17 protein-coding genes are annotated in these 19,071 nt (G+C 34.2%); 8 read left to right on the forward strand and 9 right to left on the reverse strand.

Annotated elements, in window-relative coordinates; all coding sequences use genetic code 11:
* Position 1 precedes the first annotated feature (1 nt).
* Genes ACFSTE_RS07925 through tsaB form a run of 5 tightly spaced genes read left to right on the forward strand, consistent with a single transcriptional unit; the run spans position 2 to position 5,969 of the window.
* Positions 2–1,267 carry an ABC transporter permease gene (locus tag ACFSTE_RS07925; protein ID WP_378257187.1) on the forward strand — a complete coding sequence of 422 codons (1,266 nt, stop codon included), beginning with the start codon at positions 2–4 and terminating at the stop codon, positions 1,265–1,267.
* A 37-nt stretch (positions 1,268–1,304) separates the two neighbouring features.
* The gene (locus ACFSTE_RS07930; RefSeq protein ID WP_176028671.1) at positions 1,305–2,417 is read left to right on the forward strand and encodes an efflux RND transporter periplasmic adaptor subunit; all 1,113 of its coding nucleotides are present in this window, start codon (positions 1,305–1,307) and stop codon (positions 2,415–2,417) included.
* A 53-nt stretch (positions 2,418–2,470) separates the two neighbouring features.
* Positions 2,471–3,919: a TolC family protein gene (locus ACFSTE_RS07935; RefSeq protein ID WP_176028672.1), complete on the forward strand. Its 1,449-nt coding sequence runs from the start codon at positions 2,471–2,473 to the stop codon at positions 3,917–3,919.
* A gap of 54 nt (positions 3,920–3,973) precedes the next feature.
* The gene (locus ACFSTE_RS07940) at positions 3,974–5,251 is read left to right on the forward strand and encodes an efflux RND transporter periplasmic adaptor subunit (protein WP_378257184.1); all 1,278 of its coding nucleotides are present in this window, start codon (positions 3,974–3,976) and stop codon (positions 5,249–5,251) included.
* A 52-nt stretch (positions 5,252–5,303) separates the two neighbouring features.
* Positions 5,304–5,969: a tRNA (adenosine(37)-N6)-threonylcarbamoyltransferase complex dimerization subunit type 1 TsaB gene (gene tsaB, locus ACFSTE_RS07945; RefSeq protein ID WP_378257182.1), complete on the forward strand. Its 666-nt coding sequence runs from the start codon at positions 5,304–5,306 to the stop codon at positions 5,967–5,969.
* On the opposite strand, the gene ACFSTE_RS07950 is transcribed toward tsaB, so the two are convergent.
* The 5 genes from ACFSTE_RS07950 to ACFSTE_RS07970 all read right to left on the reverse strand — a co-directional run bounded on the left by ACFSTE_RS07950 (position 5,970) and on the right by ACFSTE_RS07970 (position 11,009).
* Positions 5,970–6,671 (reverse strand): hypothetical protein, encoded by a 702-nt coding sequence (locus ACFSTE_RS07950; RefSeq protein ID WP_378257180.1) that lies wholly within the window; start codon positions 6,669–6,671, stop codon positions 5,970–5,972.
* Positions 6,672–6,801: 130 nt separating this feature from the next.
* Positions 6,802–7,500: a hypothetical protein gene (locus ACFSTE_RS07955; RefSeq protein ID WP_378257178.1), complete on the reverse strand. Its 699-nt coding sequence runs from the start codon at positions 7,498–7,500 to the stop codon at positions 6,802–6,804.
* A gap of 41 nt (positions 7,501–7,541) precedes the next feature.
* Positions 7,542–9,674 carry a thioredoxin domain-containing protein gene (locus ACFSTE_RS07960; protein ID WP_378257176.1) on the reverse strand — a complete coding sequence of 711 codons (2,133 nt, stop codon included), beginning with the start codon at positions 9,672–9,674 and terminating at the stop codon, positions 7,542–7,544.
* A 93-nt stretch (positions 9,675–9,767) separates the two neighbouring features.
* On the reverse strand, positions 9,768–9,968 hold the full coding sequence (locus ACFSTE_RS07965; RefSeq protein ID WP_176028678.1) for a dodecin family protein: 201 nt from the start codon (positions 9,966–9,968) through the stop codon (positions 9,768–9,770).
* A gap of 129 nt (positions 9,969–10,097) precedes the next feature.
* Complete coding sequence (locus ACFSTE_RS07970; RefSeq protein ID WP_176028679.1) at positions 10,098–11,009, reverse strand: NifU family protein; 912 nt, start codon at positions 11,007–11,009, stop codon at positions 10,098–10,100.
* 374 nt (positions 11,010–11,383) lie between these two features.
* On the opposite strand from ACFSTE_RS07970, the gene ACFSTE_RS07975 reads away from it, so the two are divergent.
* The gene (locus tag ACFSTE_RS07975; protein WP_176028680.1) at positions 11,384–12,394 is read left to right on the forward strand and encodes a PorP/SprF family type IX secretion system membrane protein; all 1,011 of its coding nucleotides are present in this window, start codon (positions 11,384–11,386) and stop codon (positions 12,392–12,394) included.
* A 44-nt stretch (positions 12,395–12,438) separates the two neighbouring features.
* Here the strand turns inward: ACFSTE_RS07975 and ACFSTE_RS07980 are convergent, their stop codons facing one another.
* A complete protein-coding gene (locus ACFSTE_RS07980) occupies positions 12,439–13,593 on the reverse strand; it encodes a vWA domain-containing protein (protein ID WP_378257173.1) in 1,155 nt (384 codons plus the stop codon).
* 224 nt (positions 13,594–13,817) lie between these two features.
* On the opposite strand from ACFSTE_RS07980, the gene ACFSTE_RS07985 reads away from it, so the two are divergent.
* Both ACFSTE_RS07985 and ACFSTE_RS07990 read left to right on the forward strand, forming a co-directional pair.
* Complete coding sequence (locus tag ACFSTE_RS07985; RefSeq protein WP_378257171.1) at positions 13,818–15,998, forward strand: histidine kinase; 2,181 nt, start codon at positions 13,818–13,820, stop codon at positions 15,996–15,998.
* Entirely contained in the window at positions 15,995–16,726 is a 732-nt protein-coding gene (locus ACFSTE_RS07990; RefSeq protein ID WP_176028683.1) for a LytR/AlgR family response regulator transcription factor, read from the forward strand. Before ACFSTE_RS07985 ends, ACFSTE_RS07990 begins: the two co-directional genes overlap by 4 nt.
* 15 nt (positions 16,727–16,741) lie before the next feature.
* Here the strand turns inward: ACFSTE_RS07990 and murI are convergent, their stop codons facing one another.
* The 3 genes from murI to ACFSTE_RS08005 all read right to left on the reverse strand — a co-directional run bounded on the left by murI (position 16,742) and on the right by ACFSTE_RS08005 (position 19,067).
* Positions 16,742–17,530 carry a glutamate racemase gene (murI, locus tag ACFSTE_RS07995; RefSeq protein ID WP_378257169.1) on the reverse strand — a complete coding sequence of 263 codons (789 nt, stop codon included), beginning with the start codon at positions 17,528–17,530 and terminating at the stop codon, positions 16,742–16,744.
* A gap of 126 nt (positions 17,531–17,656) precedes the next feature.
* Positions 17,657–18,166 (reverse strand): OmpH family outer membrane protein, encoded by a 510-nt coding sequence (locus ACFSTE_RS08000; RefSeq protein ID WP_176028685.1) that lies wholly within the window; start codon positions 18,164–18,166, stop codon positions 17,657–17,659.
* A gap of 79 nt (positions 18,167–18,245) precedes the next feature.
* On the reverse strand, positions 18,246–19,067 hold the full coding sequence (locus ACFSTE_RS08005; protein WP_176028686.1) for an OmpH family outer membrane protein: 822 nt from the start codon (positions 19,065–19,067) through the stop codon (positions 18,246–18,248).
* Positions 19,068–19,071 lie beyond the last annotated feature (4 nt).

The raw sequence follows: 19,071 nt of genomic DNA on the forward strand, positions 1-19,071 counted from the left end.
TATGTTTAACAGAGATCGATGGAATGAAATATTAGAAGCATTAACAGCAAATTGGTTTAGAACCATTCTTACTGCTTTCGGAGTGTTCTGGGGAATTTTTATTCTGGTTATTCTGCTTGCTGCAGGAAAAGGGTTAGAAAATGGAGTTAAGCAAGGCTTCGGAGATATAGCAACCAATACTATGTTTATGTGGACACAAGTAGTGTCTAAGCCTTATAAAGGATTGCCTAAAGGAAGGCGGTATAATTTTAAAATAGGTGATGTCGTATCTATAAAAGATCAGGTTCCTGGATTATTGTATGTTTCTCCAAGAAATCAATTAGGAGGTTTCGGAGGAACAAATAATGTGGTAAGAGGACTTAATACTGGTGCTTTTAATGTATATGGAGACTATCCTGAGATTATAAAACAAGATCCAATTACAATTACCTCAGGGAGATTTATTAACTATGGCGATATTGAAAATAATCGAAAAGTAGCTGTTATTGGTCACGGAGTAGAAAAAGAACTGTTTAAACCAGGGGAAGTTTCAGTTGGAGACTATATAAAGATCCAGGGAGTGAATTTTATGGTTATTGGCACTTATAAGAAGAAATCAGGAGATGGAGATGGAGAAGAAGGACAAAAAGAGATCTATGTGCCCTTTACTTCCTTTTCTCAGGCATTTAATTATGGAGATAGAGTGGGCTGGATGGCTATCACAGCAACGGATCAGAATTCAATTACGAATTTGAAAAAAGATATTATTGATGTGGTCAAAGTGAATCATACGATTCATCCGGATGACGATAGAGCAGTTGGGAATTTTGATCTTTACGAAGAATTTAGCAAGATCAATGGTCTCTTTGTGGCTTTACGGGGAGTGGCATATTTTGTAGGGATATTAGTATTGCTTTCCGGGATTATTGGAATCAGTAACATTATGCTGATTGTAGTAAAAGAACGAACCAAAGAAATCGGAATACGGAGAGCCATTGGAGCGTCTCCATGGGCGATTCGTGGACAGATACTGCTGGAATCGATGTTTCTTACCATTATATCTGGAATGCTGGGCATTGCTGTATCGACTGGAGTAATTCTAATTATTAATAAAGTGTTGGATGGAATGCCAACCAATGACGATACCATGTTTGCAAATCCAAGTGTTGATCTCACAGTGGTATTTGTAGCATTGCTAATATTGATTACAAGTGGCTTGCTGGCAGGATTAATTCCTGCTCAGGTAGCTATAAAAACAAAACCTATTGACGCATTAAGAACAGAATAAAATAACATAATCATCAAGTGATAAAATTCATAGGACAATGAAGAAAACCATAACAGTTATTATTTTACTTATTATAGCCATTGTATTTTCAGGATCGTTGTATTGGTTGTATCAAAAGAACCAGGAAGATCCTGTTGTGTATGAAACAGAGCAGGCAACGACAGAAACAATTATAAAAAAGACGGTAGCTACAGGGAATATTGTTCCTAAAGAAGAAGTGTTGATTAAACCAAATATTTCTGGAGTGATCCAAGAAGTGTATATTGAGGCAGGGGATCAAATTAAGTCAGGAGATCTTATTGCTAAAATTCGAGTAATTCCTAATGTATCTACATTACAAAGTGCTAGAAATGGAGTAGAAACCTCCAAGATCGATTTGACAAATCAGGAAAAAATATACAATCGCCAGAAAGAACTTTTTGATAAAGGTGTGATTTCAGCAAATGAATTTGATGGAATTGATGTCGCTTTTAAACAGGCAAAACAAGCGTATCAGTCTTCTTTACAGAATTACCAGATTGTAAAAACAGGAAGTGCCAGAGGCTTGGGAACGGCTGCGAATACATTAATACGTTCCACAGTAGATGGAATGGTATTAGAAGTACCTGTCAAAGAAGGAAATCAGGTTATTGAAGCAAATAACTTTAATGAAGGAACTACTATTGCAACTATCGCGGATATTGGTAAAATGATATTCGAAGGGAAAGTTGATGAAAGTGAAGTAGGAAGAATAAAAGAAAATTTACCATTGGAGATCACTGTAGGAGCAATTGAAAACAAAAAATTCCAAGCAGTACTAGATTACATAGCACCAAAAGGAAAAGAAGAAAATGGAGCGATCCAATTCGAAATAAAAGGAACGCTAGATAAAAAGGATACTACATTTATTAGAGCAGGATTAAGTGCTAATGCGTCTATCATCTTGGCAAAAGTAGATAGCGTTATGGCTCTAAAAGAAGCATTAATTCAATATGATGTAAAAACACAAAAACCGTATGTAGAAGTAGAAACCGGAGAGCAAAAGTTTGAACATAGAGATGTCGTTTTGGGAATCAGTGATGGAATTAATGTAGAGGTTAAAGAAGGAATTTCAAAAAATGATAAAATAAAAGTTTGGAATCAAATCAAGAAATCAGAGTTTGATAACTAATTTTTACTCAAAATAATGTAACAACATCAGTCAATTACATACAAATAGGCATTATGAAGATTAAAATTTCAATTTTATTATACGTCCTCCTGGGAGTTTGGACTACCGAGGCTCAGCAAAAAAAATGGACATTACAAGAATGTGTAGAATATGCTTTGGAAAATAATATTACCATTAAGCAATCTGCTCTTAGTGTAGAAACTGCAGATATCGATAAGAATGATGCTTTTGCAAATTTTCTGCCTACTGTAAATGCAAGTGCCTCTAATTTTTGGAATACAGGACTTACTACGGATTTTTTGACAGGAACCTTAAAGACACAGACGTCAAGAAACTCAAATTACAGTGTTTCTGTAGGAGTAAATATTTTTAATGGATTAAAAAATATTCGGCAGTTCCAAAGAGCAAAAATGAATCAGTTGCTGAGTCAGTATAACCTGGGGAAATCAAAAGATGATATTGTGTTGTCTGTTGCGAATAGTTACTTGCAGATATTGTTAAATAGAGAATCTCTAAAAGTAATAGAAAAACAACATGAGATCACCCTAGAGAATCTAAAAAGAACAAAAGATCAGGTAGAGGCAGGGGTATTACCACAAGGAGATTTACTGGAAATAGAAGCTACTTCTGCCGATGAAATTACAAGAATAGTACAGGCAGAAAATGCTGTAAAAATAGCAAGAGTAGCTTTAGCACAGATATTGTTGATCAAGGATTATGAAAGTTTTGATATAGCAGAAAAAGATTATTTAGTCCCTACTTCAGAAATTTTAGAAAAACCTGTAGAACAGGTAATAGGAAAAGCAAGAGAAGCACGGTACGAGGTTCAGATTGCCGAACAAAACCAGTTGCTGGCAGAAAAAGATTTGCAGTTGGCAAGAAGTGATTATTATCCGACCTTGAATGGTTCTTTTTCATATGGTACAAGGGAATCAGGAGCTAAGGTTCCGGTACAGGTATTAGATCCAGATAATCCATTGAGAACAATGCCGGTAGGAGTTGTTCCAAGTACAGGAGAAGTAGTAACGACGCAAAAACCAAACCTGTTGACACAAGAACAAAATCCATTACCGTTTTTCGATCAATTATCTAATAATGACGGAATTTCGTATGGATTAAGTCTTAACGTTCCTATATTTAATGGGTTTTCTGTGAGAAATAATGTGAAAAGGAGAAAGGTAGCTGTAAAAGAGGCCGCTTTTAGATTAGAACAGGCTAAACTGGATTTGGATAGTAATGTATATCAGGCGTATTTGGATGCCAGAGGAACAGCAGAGGCTTATGAAGCATCAGAAGTTGCTGTAAAAGCACAAGAAAGAGCCTATGAATATGCAAAAGACAGGTATGATGTAGGACTTACCAATGCATTTGACTTTAGCCAGTCAAAATTTAGATTGGAAGATGCCCAGAGTAAAGCCGTAAGAGCTAAGTTTGATTATATTTTTAAATTAAAGGTATTAGAGCTGTATTTTGGTGTGAAGGTAGCTGATATAAAACTTTGATCAATAATTCTTTAATAGCGATATAAGAGACGTAATTTACAAAACAAAAGAGCTATGAGTAGAAAGACTATTATATTTATTTCGGTGTTGATTATTATCCTGATAGGCGGACTTGTCTATGGAAAAAAAGCAGGATGGTTCGGTAAAAATGGGAACTATAAGGAAGTAGAAATAACCAAGATAGAGAAAATTGATATTGTTGAGACGGTGGCGGCTACAGGGAAAATTCAACCTGAAGTAGAAGTGAAATTGTCATCAGAAGTATCCGGAGAGATTATCGAATTGCCTATCAAAGAAGGACAACAAGTTAAAAAGGGAGACTTGCTGGTTCGGATTAACCCGGATATTATCCAATCAGGCCTAAACCGATCTCAAGCTTCTCTACAAAATGTAAAAGCTAACTTAAGACAAACGGAGGCAAGCCTGAAGGAGGCAAAATATAATTATGATCGAAATAAAGCGCTTTTTGAAAAAGGAGTGATTTCTAAATCAGAATGGGATAGAGTGGTTTCTGCTTATGAAGTTGCTGAGGCGACTAAGCAATCTGCATTTTATAATGTAAGAAGTGCTCAGGCTACAGTAAATGAAGCAAAAGATAATTTGAATAGAACAACTATTTATGCTCCTATGTCTGGTACAGTCTCTAAGCTTAATGTAGAACTAGGGGAACGTGTGGTAGGAACTCAGCAAATGGCTGGTACTGAGATTATGAGGATTGCAGATCTCAATAACATGGAAGTAGAGGTGGATGTGAATGAGAATGATATTGTAAAAATTTCTGTTGGAGATTCTACAGAGGTAGAAGTAGATGCATATCTGAAAAAACAGTTTAAAGGATTGGTTACAGAGATTGCAAATTCAGCCGAAAACGCCTTGAGTTCAGACCAGGTTACTAACTTTAAGGTAAAAGTTCGAATTCTGGAAAAATCATATAAAGATTTATTGGAAGGAAAACCAGCACATTATTCTCCGTTCAGACCAGGGATGACTGCTACAGTAGATGTTATTACTAATAAAAGAGAATCGATTGTTGGAGTACCTATTAGTGCCATTGTTATAAAAAACGATACTTCTTCTACAAGAAAAAAGGTTACCAAGGAAAGCAAAGTTGACGAGGATCAGAAATTTGAGTGTGTCTTTGTTAAAAAAGGAGAAAAAGCGACATTACGCGTAATAGAAACGGGCATTCAAGATAATAGCAATATAGAGATTCTAAAAGGGTTATCAGAAGGTGAGGAGGTGATTACAGGACCATATAATGTAGTGACTAAGACATTAAAGACAGGAGATAAGGTGCAGGCGAAGAAAAAGGGAAAAGAATCTGAAGATTAAAAAATGAAGATTTGATTATAAGGCTGTATATTTGCCTAAATTTTTAGGGAATATGGCCTATATCCTATGTATTGAAACATCGACGACCAACTGCTCCGTTGCAATTGCAAAAGATCATCAGATTGTAGCTGTTAAGGAGGATTACAGCAACCAATACTCTCATGCAGAGCGATTGCATCTATTTATAGAAGATGTAATCGCAACAGCATCTATTTCTATAAATGCTCTTGATGCAATTGCAGTCAGTAAAGGTCCAGGGTCTTATACCGGTCTTCGAATAGGAGTATCTGCTGCAAAAGGATTAGCATATGCTTTAAATATTCCTATGATTTCTATTCCTACCCTAACATCACTTGCTAAACAGGTACAAGCTAATGAAGGTTATATCGTTCCTATGCTAGATGCCAGACGTATGGAAGTATATTCAGCAGTGTTTTCTGGTGTTTCTTATGAAGAAGTAAGAACTACAAAGGCTGAAATATTAACTACAGATTCATTTGTATCCTTTTTAGAGGAGGAGAATCAGGTAGTGTTTATTGGTAATGGTGTAGCTAAATTCAAAGATATCTGTACAGCATCCAATGCAACTTTTATCTGTGATAAACTTCCTTCTGCAAGAGAAATGTGTCAATTAGCCTATGATAAATATAAAGCAAAAGACTTTGAAGATATTGCTTACTTCGAACCGTACTATTTAAAAGATTTTGTAACAGGTTAATTAATTGCTTTTATTGACGATCAGACTTCGGTTAGAAGAGTCTTCACTGTTTTTTAATGCATTATACTTAGCTACAAGCTGAATTAAGTCTTCTTCTTTTTTTAGCTTAATCTTTTCTGACTTCATGTATTTTTTCAAGGCATCTCCATGGTCTTCTAAAGTTGCTAAAATTTCGGATTTATCAAGCGATAGCTCCATGATGACTCCGTTTTCTTCCAGATAATAAGTCCTGATAGTTTTGAGCCTTCCAGGTTCTGGAGTAGAGGTCATAATTCTGGAAGCGCTTTCAGGTTCTGTTATTTTAAGCGTAAATTTCTTATAAATACTATAATTTTCATTCATTTGAACTAAAACATAATATCCTTTTCTTTCTAACCCTCTTTGATTTACAAAATCACAATAGTAAAAATAATCCCCGTCTATTCGGGCATGAACTGTAGGAGATTTTGTTACGTGATATAGTTCGTCCTGAGATTTATATTCTAAAATATCCAGATAGATATTATATCGCAATTTGGTGTCAAAAGTACCGGATTTTTCATGTATAACACTTGCATCTTTAAAACTAGAGCTGGTAAAGATTGATCCGTTATAATCATCAAACATGGTTACTCTTTCGGAGGGTTCAACTAAGGATTTGGGGAGCTGTGCGAGGACAACTGTGGAGGTGAAAAAAAGTAGATAGGGTAGAAATTTTATCATAACATATTCAATTTAAGGTCTTTGAATATAATTAAATAATCTGTAAAATACAAAAAACACGTACTTTCTTTATGTGTTTTTCACCCAAGAAAGACGTGTTTTTCGAAAAAAAGTATAAAAATATACTTTATTAATTATCGCTTTTAAGCGTGTTATAGAAGGTAATTAATTTAACAATGTCATCTTCTTTTTTAAATTTTAATTTTTCTTTTTTTATAAAATCAGTCAATGTTTTTTTATGAGTAGAAGGAAATATTGCAGCTATTTTATTTTTGTTTAGGGTAATTTCTTTTGTTTTTCCATTTACTTCGAGAAAATAACTTTTAACATCTTTGAATTGCGCTGGTGTGTCAGAATAAAAAGGAGTAGTTGCTTTTTTAACAGGAATGTAATCTTTTTGCAATCTTGAATATAAATCGTTCTTTTTAGTTAAATATCCACTCTCAGCTTTCCCCTTTTCAGTAGTGAAGTCCTTAAAATGATATTCTTTGTCGTTAAGAGATATGTAGATGTTCTCGTTTTTGGTCACACTATTAATCTTAGTGCTTTTAAGGTCTTCTTTTAATTCTATCTCATCACTATAAGCATTATACCTAAGAAAAGCTTTTATCTTTTGAGAAGTAGCTTTATGTATAATAGTTCCTAGACTAAAACTATCATGTTCGTAAGGGGAGCCTTTGGTAGTTGATAGATCGATTCCATTGGGGATATTTTCAGTATAATTTCGAGAAACGATTTCAACCATTGGTCTTCTTCTTGTCTCAAAATCCTGCCCCTGTATATTGTTATAGCCGATTAACAATAAAAATAGAATGAATGTTTTTTTCATGTTTTTAATTGTTTGATAAGCAGAAATATAGTGATTTTTTGCTAATTGTTGTTTTCGATCAGGGAAACAGCTTCGTCTACACTCTCTACGGGTAATTTACAGGTGTTTTGTACACATACGAAAATAAAAGTATCTTCCCCTATATACCGGTCTTTTAAAAGAGGCATATCAGATGGAGAATCAGAAACAGCTAATAACTTATTAGGAATATAATGACGATTCAATACAGGGAGCTTATTCGATGCTTGTGGACCTGATATGACAACTTCGTAAAAGTCGTATGTGTAATTCAGCATTACATCTAACCAATTGGAATATCCAGAAGGGTATTCTTCTATTTTTGGTAAGATTGTCTGAATCATTTTGGTACTGATTACATTGTATTTTTTTTGATCTAAATAATGAGATAGTAAAAACAAATTCTTAGCCATAATGGAATTAGAACTTGGGATTACATTGTCTGTGTAGTCAATAGTTCTGGAGATTAGTTTTGGGTCTTTGTCAGACGTAAAATAAAATAATGTTGTTTCCGCATCATAAAAATGGGCCAGAGTATATTCAGCCAGTTTTTGAGATGTAAAGAGCCATTCGTTTTCTGCGGTTATTTGATATAATTGAATATATGCTTCGATAACTGAGGCGTAATCTTCTAAGTACCCGTTAATAGAACTAACCCCATTTTTGTAATTATGGAATAGAGAAAAATCTTTTTTTAGTAAGTGTTTTTTAATGAAGTTCGCATTTTTGACAGCAGCATCCAAAAACTTTTTTTCACCAAAAACACGGTAAGCATCCACATATCCTTTAATCATTAAAGCATTCCATGAGGTAAGTGTCTTGTCATCCAGACGAGGTCTTTTGCGTTTGTTTCGATAGGAGAGAAGAATACTTTTCCATTGCAAAACAGCTTGGTCGAGCTCTTGTATACTCATGTTTTGTTGTTGAGCAAACAAGGAATCATTTTCATTTTTGATCAGGACATATTTATTCTCTTCCCAGATTCCATAGGAGTTAATGTTATAGTACTTGGCAAAAATATCATACTCTTCTTTTAGAAGTGATTTTAGTTCATCTTTCTTCCATACATAGAAAGCCCCTTCTTCTAGTTCTTGCTGGGGAGTCATACTATCTGCATCTAATGAAGAGAAAAAGGCTCCTTCCTCATTTGTAAGTTCGTTTGATACAAATTCTAAGGTTTCATATACCACTGTTTTGTACCAGGAATCTTTAGTTGCCAGATACGCATCTGCATATAGACTCACGAGTTGTGCGTTGTCATAGAGCATTTTTTCAAAATGAGGTACATGCCACTTCTCATCCGTAGAATACCTGGAGAAACCTCCCCCTATATGATCATAGACTCCTCCATATGACATTTTGGAAAGGGTATTTAAGGTATACTTAAGTAGACTGCTGTCTTTTTTTTGGTGTGCATATCTCAATAAAAAATGATAGTTGTTAGGCATCATGAACTTTGGGCTTTTTTTAATCCCTCCCAGTGTATGATCAAATAAAGTGCTCCAGGAATCTACCGCTTTTTGTATAAAGGCTTTATCAAAGGTAGTATCTGTTGTGTTATCTGGGATCAGATCCATTGTTTTTATGCCCTGTTCTAATTTATCAGCATATTCATATAATTTAGCAGGCTCTTTTTGATAAACGTCGACAATCTTTTCCAGAGAAGTGAGCCAGCTTTCTTTGGGGAAATATGTTCCTCCCCATATTGGTCTTCCATCGGGAAGTGCAATTACATTTAGAGGCCATCCCCCGCTTCCTGTCATTAATTGTACTGCTTTCATATAGATTTGATCTATATCCGGGCGTTCTTCCCGGTCGATTTTGATAGCAATAAAGTTTTTATTCATGAGTTCAGCGACCTCTTTGTTTTCAAAACTTTCTTCTTCCATAACGTGGCACCAGTGGCAGGCTGCATATCCTACACTAATAATAATTAATTTGTTTTCTTCCCTGGCTTTGGTTAGTGCTGTATTGTTCCACGGTTTCCAGTTTACGGGGTTGTGCGCATGCTGTAGAAGATAAGGACTAGTTTCGTGTATGAGGTCATTAGTGTATAGCGGTTCTGTTATCGTACTCTTTTTCTTATCAGAGCAATTGCTTAACAGCATAATCAGAAGAATTAAAAAGAGTTTTTCTAGGAGAAGATTGATATTCATATGCCTTGGATGTCATTGATATTGAAATCCTCTAAAATATAAAAAGCATCTCAGACTATGAGATGCTTTTTAAAAAAGAAACAGTATCTTTTTTTATTTTACTTCAAAAGAAATCTTAAGATTTACTCTGAATTCAGTTACTTCATTATCATTAACAACAACACTCTGTTCCGCTACATATGCAGAACGGATGTTTTTAACTGATTTTGCAGCTTGTTTTACTGCTTGTTTGGTAGCATCTTCCCAGCTTTTTTCTGAGTTAGCCAATACTTCAATTACTTTAACAATTGCCATTATTGTCTTTTTTTTATGGTTAATAAACTAGTATACAGTTTCTAAGATACAACATACTGTGCTTTATTAAAAAAAAGGCAAGTGTTCTTTTTAGTATTTAATCGATGTAATGACGAATATGCCGTTTAATTACCCGTTTACAGCTTCGACATGAGATACTTTATCTCGTAACATTTCTTTTAGCATATTCTCAATACCGTTTTTTAGAGTAAAAGTAGAGGAAGGACATCCGCTACACGCCCCCTGAAGAATAACTTTTACAACTTTACTTTCCGGATTGTAAGAATCAAATAAAATATTACCCCCATCGTTTGCGACAGCAGGTTTTATATACTCGTCTATAATACTGATAATATCTTTTGAGGTTTCATCCAGGTTTTCGAAGTTGGTATCTTCTTTTTTCTCAATTTCTTTTTTGGAAATTGTAGCATTAGCAGTGAGTACTTCTTTTCCTTCTTCCAGATAATTTCTAATAAATTCCCGTAACTCCATTGTCACTTCATTCCAATCTGCTACTTCATATTTATTTATAGAAATATAGTTCTCATCTATATATACCTCTTTGACAAACGGGAAATGAAATAAAGCTTGTGCAAGAGGTGATTCACTTGTGTCGTCAATGCTCTTGAATTCATGGCCGGCGACGACTAACTTTTTATTCGCTACGAATTTCATCACTGAAGGATTCGGAGTACTTTCTGCATAGATGGAAACAGGGACTTTTTTCGCTTTCTTTTCTTGTTCTTCTATGATAACTTCCTGACCACTGTTTAAATATTTCTCAATTTGTTTAGCGACTTCATCCTGTATATCGATCCATTCTACGATGTTGTATTTTTCAATTGCCACAAAGTTTTGAGCGATGAATACTTTTTTTACAAAGGGGAGATAAAATAACTGTTGTGCTAACGGAGAGTTTTTTGCATGGTCAATGTTTTCAAATTCATGACTTGTATGCTGGGTTAAAAAATAATTAGCTTCAAACTTAACAATATTGGAATTTGATGTAGGTTCTATTGTTACTTCAAAATTCTTTTCCATAATCTAATTTTTTGCAAATTTACTAAAAAGAGCTGCGGTTTTTATATTTATAGGGAATTATGAATTTTAAGATTTATATAACATACTACTTTGCGCTATTTTGACTACTATTGTATTGAAAAAGAATATAATTGGTTTTTAATAGTATCTGTACAGGGGCTGTTTTTTAAGAAAAAGTAAGGACTTAAAATAGAACAGCTAATAGCGTTAGAATTAGTTGTTATTAAAAATTTATATCTTTATCGCGATCACATGATACTTTTTAAAAATAAATAATTTGTAATTGTCTGTTAATCAAAAGGGGTTATGCGCCTTTTGTTTATAGATGCCAAAAGAAATATTCTTACATAAAGTTAAAGAAGACACGTCCCAAAATGAATTTTAAAAAAACCTATTTATTTTTTGTATTGCTAGTTTCTCAAGTTGTGATTTCACAAGAGGGATTGCCAGTATATGCGGATTATTTATCAGATAATCTGTATTTAGTACATCCGGCAATGGCAGGAGCAGCAAATGCGAATAAGATACGACTAACAGCCAGAAAGCAATGGTTTGATGTTGATAATGCCCCTAATTTGCAAACAGCCAACTTTAATTTCAGAACCAGTGATAAAGTAGGTTTGGGAGGTACGATTTTTAAAGATGAAAACGGGAGGTTTTCCCAAACTGGTTTTTATGCTACTATGGCATATCATCTTCTTTTTTCTAGAGATAGGACAGACTTGAATATGTTATCTTTTGGTATGAATGCAGGGTTTATCCAATCGAATGTCGATTTGAGAGGACTAGATGATGTAACAAATCCAGATCCGGTAATTCTCGATCGTATTCAGAAAGATGCATATTTTAATGTAGATATAGGAATGTCATACAACTATTTAGAGTGGTATGCGCATTTTACAGTGAAGAATGTATTGCCAACTACCAGAAATATTTTTGATAATAATACGCCGATTAAGGAATCAAATAATCAAAGAAGATATTTATTTTCTTTAGGTAGGCTTATAAATATAGGGACGCTTTGGGCGGTAGAACCTTCATTTATGTATATGGCGACGGATGAAACAGATGAACGTTCTATTGATATGAACCTAAAAGGGTATCGCAGTTTTGATTTTGGAAAATTATGGGCAGGGATATCATATCGTAGAAGCTTGGATGGAGCTGAGTTTTCTCAGGATGGAGTTTTGGTAGAGAATCAGCAATTACAATATATAACTCCATTTGTTGGGGCTAATTATAAGAAATTTATGTTTGGGTATACATATAGTTATCAAATGAACTCTGTAGTGCTCACCGATGGAGGATTTCATCAACTGACATTAGGATATGATTTTGGTAAGAGAAAAGAACGCTGGAACTGTAATTGTCCGGCAGTAAACTAAATATAAAAAAGGAGGCTTAGAAATAGCCTCCTTTTTTATTGGATTTACCAGGTAAATGATTTTTTAGCCCCCTGCTTTTTTATAGCCTTAATCAAAGCTGTTTCCAAGCTTGTCTCTTTTGTGTTTTTATGGTTTTTGATATAAAGCACTCTTTTTTTATTTAGATCCTTAATTTTTTGTTGAATCTCTTTTCTTTCAGAAGCTTTTTTAGTGATATATTGTTTTAATTCTGCTGAAGATTTTTTTCTTAGGTTTTCTGGTAATGCTTCTGATTCAATAGTTTTTAATTCAAAAGCTTCATCTTCTGCGGCATCTACTAAGTCCCAACTTTTGTTTTTGTAGAATCCGGAGCTTTTACTGATTGTTCTGCTTACTGCATTCGCAGCACTATAAGATTGTGCATTTTTATCTTGTTGTCGTTGTAAGTGTTTTTTCTGTGCGCCTTCTGTGCCATAGTATATGTATGTTTCATTCAATTGTTGGTTAAGGCGTAGGATAATATCGTCATATGGAGTAATGATATGAACCGTTTCTCTATTGTGATTTATAGCTGTATATTCTCCGTGTGTAATATTAGCTCCATCTTTCCACATAGAATTAATCCCCTGATTATAATTACCACAAAAAATAGTATTAATTGTAATTCCTTTTTCCAAAGCATCTGTAGCGGCATCTTTATAATGTACAGGACCTTGAGTAAAAGGTTCATTTCCGGCAATAAAAATTAACTTTAAATGATCATCATTTTTTTTCCAATCCAATTGATTAATAGAAGAGGTAATAACTTTTCCACAAAACTCATTTCCTCCATTGGTAGTTAATGAAAAAAGCTCTTTAGAGATTTCGTCTAGATCGGTTGAGAATGGAAGTACTTGTCGGATATACCCTTCTTTGGATGCTAAGTTGTCGTTTCCGTATTCATATAAGGCAATTTCCAAAGCAATAGTATGATGACCACATTTAGCATAAGATAATTCGTTGACAATTTCCCAAAGCTGCGATTTTGCCTGTTCTATGAGACCGTCCATACTATTACTAGTATCTAGTAGTAAAGCCACTTGAATATTCTTGGTATTAGGGTCTGTTTTAGATGTGTGTACAACATGAGTGTTGTCAGAGAATAGTTGGTCATATGTGTTGGACTTGGCATTGCAGGAAAAAAGAAAGCTAATAAATAATATGGTGTATACTGTTTTCATAAGAATCGCTGTTTTTAATTATTAGTATAAATCTATGAGTAACTTTTTTTGATAAAAACAGCAAATGAGTATAGGTGACTTTTTAGTTAGGGAAAATATTCTTTTGTTTAGGGAGTGCATTGTTTGCTTCTTTGAAATCAATAGATATCGCTTGTCAAAGAAATAGGGGATTTTATTTTCTTGTGTAAATAGGTTAAGTTTACCTTGATATCAAATCAAAGAAGATGATGAGAACGTTTACAATACTTTTTTTATTAGTGGTTCCATTACTCACTTTTTCTCAAGAAAAAAAGATAACTATAAGGGGAACTGTTAAGGAGAAGAATACACTAAAGCCTATTCAAGGGGTTGAGGTGAAAACAATTATAGGTAGTGGTACAGAAACAAATGCTTTAGGAGATTTTAGAATACAAGCGGCTATAGGGGACGAACTTATTATCAGTCATGATAGTTTTCATACGGTACGACATGAAATAACAGATGGTCAAAAGATAGAAGTTTTGGTAGAGGAAAGTAGAGAGGGGAGAAAAAGAGAGTTTGAGAGGAAAAAACGAAGCCTGAGTTTTGAAAAAGAAATTAAGGCATCGTTACAACAGATGAAAAAAGATGCAGGAAAAAGCATAGGTCATGCAGAGAAAGCATTGGCAAGTATCGAAGCTGATGACCCTTTAGGGCATGAAAAGAAAGCTCGGTTGTATAAAATTTTAGGAGATGTGTATTTGTATTGGAAGCAAGCAGACTTAGCAGAAGCCAATTACCAGACAAGTTTGGATAATACTTATAGAGATGCTGTTAAGATTAAATTGGGAGAGGCACAATTGGCAAATAAGCAGTATGAAAAAGCGCTACTTACGTTTAATAGTCTGTTGTCAACCAGAATAAAAAAAGAAGAGAAAGTAATCTTATATGAGGGAAGAGGAGATGCATATGCTGCCTTAAACAGGTATAAGGAAGCAGAAAAGAGTTACAATCAGGCATTGTCCTTAAGTCGTAGTAAAAAGAAACTAGATGAAAAAGTTATCTTATTGAATGCTAAGTTGGCAGAGATATTGCAAAAGCAAGGAGAGTTATCAGCTGCTGCTGGGTATATGGATCAATCAGTGGAGTTAGCAGATCAAAAAGATAAGAAGACGGTGGCGAAACAGCGTGCTATAGCAGCAGATTTTTATAACAAGAGAAATAGCTTCGAAAAAGAGATTGAATTGCGAAAAGAAACCTTGGAAGATATAGAAGAACTGGAAGAAGCTGAACCGACAAATATGCTGGAAGATCAATCCCTATCTCCACAAGTACAGAATTATAAAATAGCCAATGCTCTTGCTTCCCAAAAAGATTATGATGTAGCAATTCCTTATCTGAAAGAAAGTATAAAAGAAGCTGCTTCTAAAAATGACTTAGTAGTGCAGAAAGATGCTACCAGAAAATTAGGGGAGGTATATAGAGAAAAAGGAGATCTAAAAAAAGCATCCGAAGCTTTTAAAGAATATGAAGTTATTATTGATAAGCTGTATATCCTAAAAGAACAGGAGATTTCTCAAGCTGCTCGGTTTAGTAGAGAATTAACTAAAAAAGCCAATCGTATTTCTACCCTGGAAAAAGACAGAGAATTAAGCGAAAGTAAATATAAACTAGCCTTAGCGGCTCAGGAATTATCAAAACAGCGTAGTCTCAGACAGCAGATAATTATCTATTCTTTAATAGGGCTGACGGTATTGTTATTGTTTATGGGGTATTTGATGTATAGGAATATGAAGCAACAACGTTATGCGAATAATATGCTGGCATTGAAATCACTTCGGTCTCAAATGAATCCTCATTTTATTTTTAATGCATTAAACTCAGTAAACACATTTATAGCAACCAATGATGAGCGGGCGGCGAATCGTTATCTGACAGATTTCTCATTATTGATGCGATCCGTTTTAGAAAACAGTGAGATGGACTTTATTCCTTTGGAAAAAGAAATAGAGTTATTAGAACTTTATACCCAATTAGAACATTTTAGGTTTCAGGATAAGTTTGATTATACGATTGAAGTGGATCCGTCAATAAAAATCGGGGATTATCAAATTCCTCCAATGTTATTACAACCTTATGTAGAGAATGCGGTATGGCATGGATTGAGATATAAGCATGAGAAAGGGGTTTTGCAGATCACATTTAAAAAGCTGGATATATCGACAATTGAAATTTCAATTGCTGATGATGGAATAGGAAGAGCAAAATCTAAAGAAATAAAGACACAGCATCAAAAAAAGCAGCAATCCAAAGGAATGAGTAATATCAAACAACGTATTCAGATTCTGAATAAGATGTATAAAAATCGAGTAGGAGTAGCAGTGTCTGATCTGACTGTTGATAAGGGAGGTACTTTGGTTGTGTTGAAATTAAAAAGAGACATATGAGTTTAAAAGCAATCATTACAGATGATGAGGTAAATAGTAGAAAAATTCTTCGTAATTACCTGAATAAATATTGTAAAGGAGTAGAAATTTTAGGAGAAGCTTCCAGTGTTAAAGAAACATTAGAACTCTTGGCGGATGAAGAACCTGATATATTGTTTTTGGATGTAGAAATGCCATACGGAAATGCATTTGATCTATTAGAGCAAGTTCCTGATAGAAAATTTGAAACTGTTTTTGTTACAGCTTATGATCATTATGCTATTGAAGCATTGAATGCACAGGCTACTTATTACTTACTAAAACCAATTGCAATTGATGACTTGATTAAAGCAGTCGAACATGTACAGTTTATAAAAGAAAAAGAGCAGGTATTACAGGATACGGTACTGGTTTCTAAAATGTCGGGAGTAGAAGGGAAAATTACTATTCCGCAGCAAGATGGTTTTGAGGTATTAGATGTATCGGATATAGTGTATTGCCAGGCAGATGATAATTACACAAAGATCTTCTTAAAGCAAGGACAGAAACTAGTCAGTAAGACATTAAAGTTTTTTGAAGATTCTCTGGCACAATTTGGTTTTGCCAGAATTCATAAGAGTTACCTGGTCAATGTGAATATGGTTGTAAAATACAAAAAAGGAAAGGGAGGAAGTGTGATCTTATCTACAGGTAAGGAGTTGATGGTTTCTTCTTCCAAAAAGAAAATGTTGTTAGATTTCTTTAAATAAACTTACAGAACGAGGCTAAAAATCTAAGTAGTCTACGGTATGACGAAAAGAAACTCCTGCTAGTATGTTTTTTAAGGGAGTAATTTCCTTATTTGTATAAAAAGAATGAGTGCCTTTTGTTGTTTGTGATGTTATTAACTGGTGTTTATCAAGGATGTTTTTGGTCTGTTTGGCAACTGCTTCTCCTGAATCAATAACCACAGTTGTTTGGGGTAATAATTCGTTTAGAATTGGGAGTAAATAAGGATAGTGAGTACATCCGAGAACCAAATGGTCGATATTTTTTTGTACTAGAGGAGTAATATAGGAATTTAGGAGACTACGCATTTCAGGACTGTCGATATCCCCGGATTCTATTAATTCTACTAAACCGGTTCCTACTACTTCAATGACATCTATTTCTTTAGCGTATAGATCCGAAGTTTCATTAAACAGCCTACTGGATAAGGTTCCCTGAGTAGCAAGAACACCTACTTTTTTTGTTCTTGTTTTTAAAGCGGCAGTTTTGATAGCTGGTTCGATACCAACAAATGGAATATCATAAGAATTTCTCAAAACGTCAATAGCATTAGTAGTGGCGGTATTACAGGCTACAATAATCACCTTTGCATTAAGGTTGAGTAGTTTTTCAGTGTTTTTGATGCTGAGAGAAATGATTTCTTCTTTGCTTCGTTTGCCATAAGGAGCATGTTTACTATCAGCCAGATAAATCGTATTTTCATTAGGTAGTACCGAAGCGACTTCTTTCCATATGGAAGTGCCTCCTAAACCTGAATCAAAAATACCGATAACTCCATTGTTCATTGTAGGTGATTTATTGTCAAATTTACAACGTTTATTTATTTCTTTTTAAAAAGAATACGAGTGCATATCAAAAAAAACAGCAGAGCAAAGCTCTGCTGTTTTTTTTGATATTGTGTGTTTATCGGATTAAATACCTAAATCCTTTTTTACGTCTGCCATCAGGTTTTTCCCATCAGCCATAATTACTCCAGTTCCAGTTGTAGAATCTAATACATATTGGAATCCTTGAGCTCTTGCTACTTTTTGGATAGAGGCACGTGCTTTTTCTAAAATAGGCTTCATTAATTCAGCTTCTTTTTTCTGAAGATCCTGTAATGCATTCTGTCTGTAGTCGTTTATACTCTTTTCAGTTGCTTGGATTTCTTGCTGTCTTTTTAAGTTCTCTTCGTCTGTTTTAGTTTCTGCTTCTTGAGAATATTTTTTGATCGTATTTTGAAGCTCTAACACCATATTTCTGATTTCCGCATCATATGTCTTGTTCAATTTTTGAATCTCGCTTTTAGCATTTTTAAAAGAAGGCATTGATTCAACAAGCTCCTGAGATGCTATATGAGCTACTTTGGATTGTGCGTTCATAAATCCTGATGTTCCTAATACTAATGCACAAGCTACTAATAGGGTTCTTAATTGTTTCATTTTCGAGTAATATTAAATGTGTATAAATTTTATATAATAATAGTTTTTAATTGCAGTGTTACTATCAGAGAGAGGGTTGCTATATACCTCCATCACTTTCTTCTTTTTTACTTTTTGAAGCGTTGATAGAATCTCTCTTTCTGTTTCTGGCTTCTATAAGTTTTGCTCTTCTTTCTTCGAATTCTTTTTTCTTCACTGCTCTTATAGAATCTCTAAGTCTTTTTCTTTCTTCTAATAATTGTTGTCTTTCGGCCTCCTTTTTTGATGCGTTTTTTTGTCTTTGACTTACTTCTTTTTCTTGCTCGACACTTCTTTTTTCGTTTCTTTCCAGTGCCTTTTTCTCTTTTTTGCTATTTAATTGTTTTCTCTTGGAAGTTCTGTTGATACGCAATAATACCTGATCGCTTATGTCATATCTGTCTGCAGAATACAACATAACAGGTTCTGCCGATTTGTCAAATATGAAATCATATCTTTTGTTTTTAGCAATTTCTTGCACAGCAACAAATACTTGATCTTGTACGGGCTGTACCAATCGTTTTTTCTGCAAGAATAAATCTCCGTTTGGTCCAAATCGCTTTTGTTGGTATTCCAGTATTTCCTTTTCTTTAAAAACAATATCTTCTTCGCGTTCTTCTATAAGTTCTTTGGTTAGTAAAACGCGTTCGTTATTTAAGTCCTTTTTCATCTGCTCCACAACTTTTAATTCCGCTTCTATCTCGACTTTCCATTTTTGAACTTTCGTCTCTAGTTCAGCAGAGGCTTCGTTGTATTCGGGAACGTTTTCCAGGATATAATCCATGTCGATGTATCCTATTCTAATTCCTTTTTGAGCATGCGCAGGAGCAATATAAAATAACCAACTTAATACTGTTACTGCTAAAAGAACTCTTTTTTTCATAATG

The sequence above is a fragment of the Aquimarina hainanensis genome, assembly GCF_042684685.1.
Classification (GTDB): Bacteria; Bacteroidota; Bacteroidia; order Flavobacteriales; family Flavobacteriaceae; genus Aquimarina; species Aquimarina hainanensis.

Excerpts from the sequence above, each read along its gene's own strand:
- tsaB (WP_378257182.1), top strand. The coding sequence starts at position 5,304 with ATGGCCTATATCCTATGTATTGAAACATCGACGACCAACTGCTCCGTT.
- ACFSTE_RS07955 (WP_378257178.1), bottom strand. The coding sequence starts at position 7,500 with ATGAAAAAAACATTCATTCTATTTTTATTGTTAATCGGCTATAACAAT.
- ACFSTE_RS08005 (WP_176028686.1), bottom strand. The coding sequence starts at position 19,067 with ATGAAAAAAAGAGTTCTTTTAGCAGTAACAGTATTAAGTTGGTTATTT.
- ACFSTE_RS07940 (WP_378257184.1), top strand. The coding sequence starts at position 3,974 with ATGAGTAGAAAGACTATTATATTTATTTCGGTGTTGATTATTATCCTG.
- ACFSTE_RS07970 (WP_176028679.1), bottom strand. The coding sequence starts at position 11,009 with ATGGAAAAGAATTTTGAAGTAACAATAGAACCTACATCAAATTCCAAT.
- ACFSTE_RS08000 (WP_176028685.1), bottom strand. The coding sequence starts at position 18,166 with ATGAAACAATTAAGAACCCTATTAGTAGCTTGTGCATTAGTATTAGGA.
- ACFSTE_RS07960 (WP_378257176.1), bottom strand. The coding sequence starts at position 9,674 with ATGAATATCAATCTTCTCCTAGAAAAACTCTTTTTAATTCTTCTGATT.
- ACFSTE_RS07990 (WP_176028683.1), top strand. The coding sequence starts at position 15,995 with ATGAGTTTAAAAGCAATCATTACAGATGATGAGGTAAATAGTAGAAAA.
- murI (WP_378257169.1), bottom strand. The coding sequence starts at position 17,530 with ATGAACAATGGAGTTATCGGTATTTTTGATTCAGGTTTAGGAGGCACT.
- ACFSTE_RS07930 (WP_176028671.1), top strand. The coding sequence starts at position 1,305 with ATGAAGAAAACCATAACAGTTATTATTTTACTTATTATAGCCATTGTA.
- ACFSTE_RS07980 (WP_378257173.1), bottom strand. The coding sequence starts at position 13,593 with ATGAAAACAGTATACACCATATTATTTATTAGCTTTCTTTTTTCCTGC.
- ACFSTE_RS07950 (WP_378257180.1), bottom strand. The coding sequence starts at position 6,671 with ATGATAAAATTTCTACCCTATCTACTTTTTTTCACCTCCACAGTTGTC.
- ACFSTE_RS07965 (WP_176028678.1), bottom strand. The coding sequence starts at position 9,968 with ATGGCAATTGTTAAAGTAATTGAAGTATTGGCTAACTCAGAAAAAAGC.
- ACFSTE_RS07975 (WP_176028680.1), top strand. The coding sequence starts at position 11,384 with ATGAATTTTAAAAAAACCTATTTATTTTTTGTATTGCTAGTTTCTCAA.
- ACFSTE_RS07985 (WP_378257171.1), top strand. The coding sequence starts at position 13,818 with ATGATGAGAACGTTTACAATACTTTTTTTATTAGTGGTTCCATTACTC.
- ACFSTE_RS07925 (WP_378257187.1), top strand. The coding sequence starts at position 2 with ATGTTTAACAGAGATCGATGGAATGAAATATTAGAAGCATTAACAGCA.
- ACFSTE_RS07935 (WP_176028672.1), top strand. The coding sequence starts at position 2,471 with ATGAAGATTAAAATTTCAATTTTATTATACGTCCTCCTGGGAGTTTGG.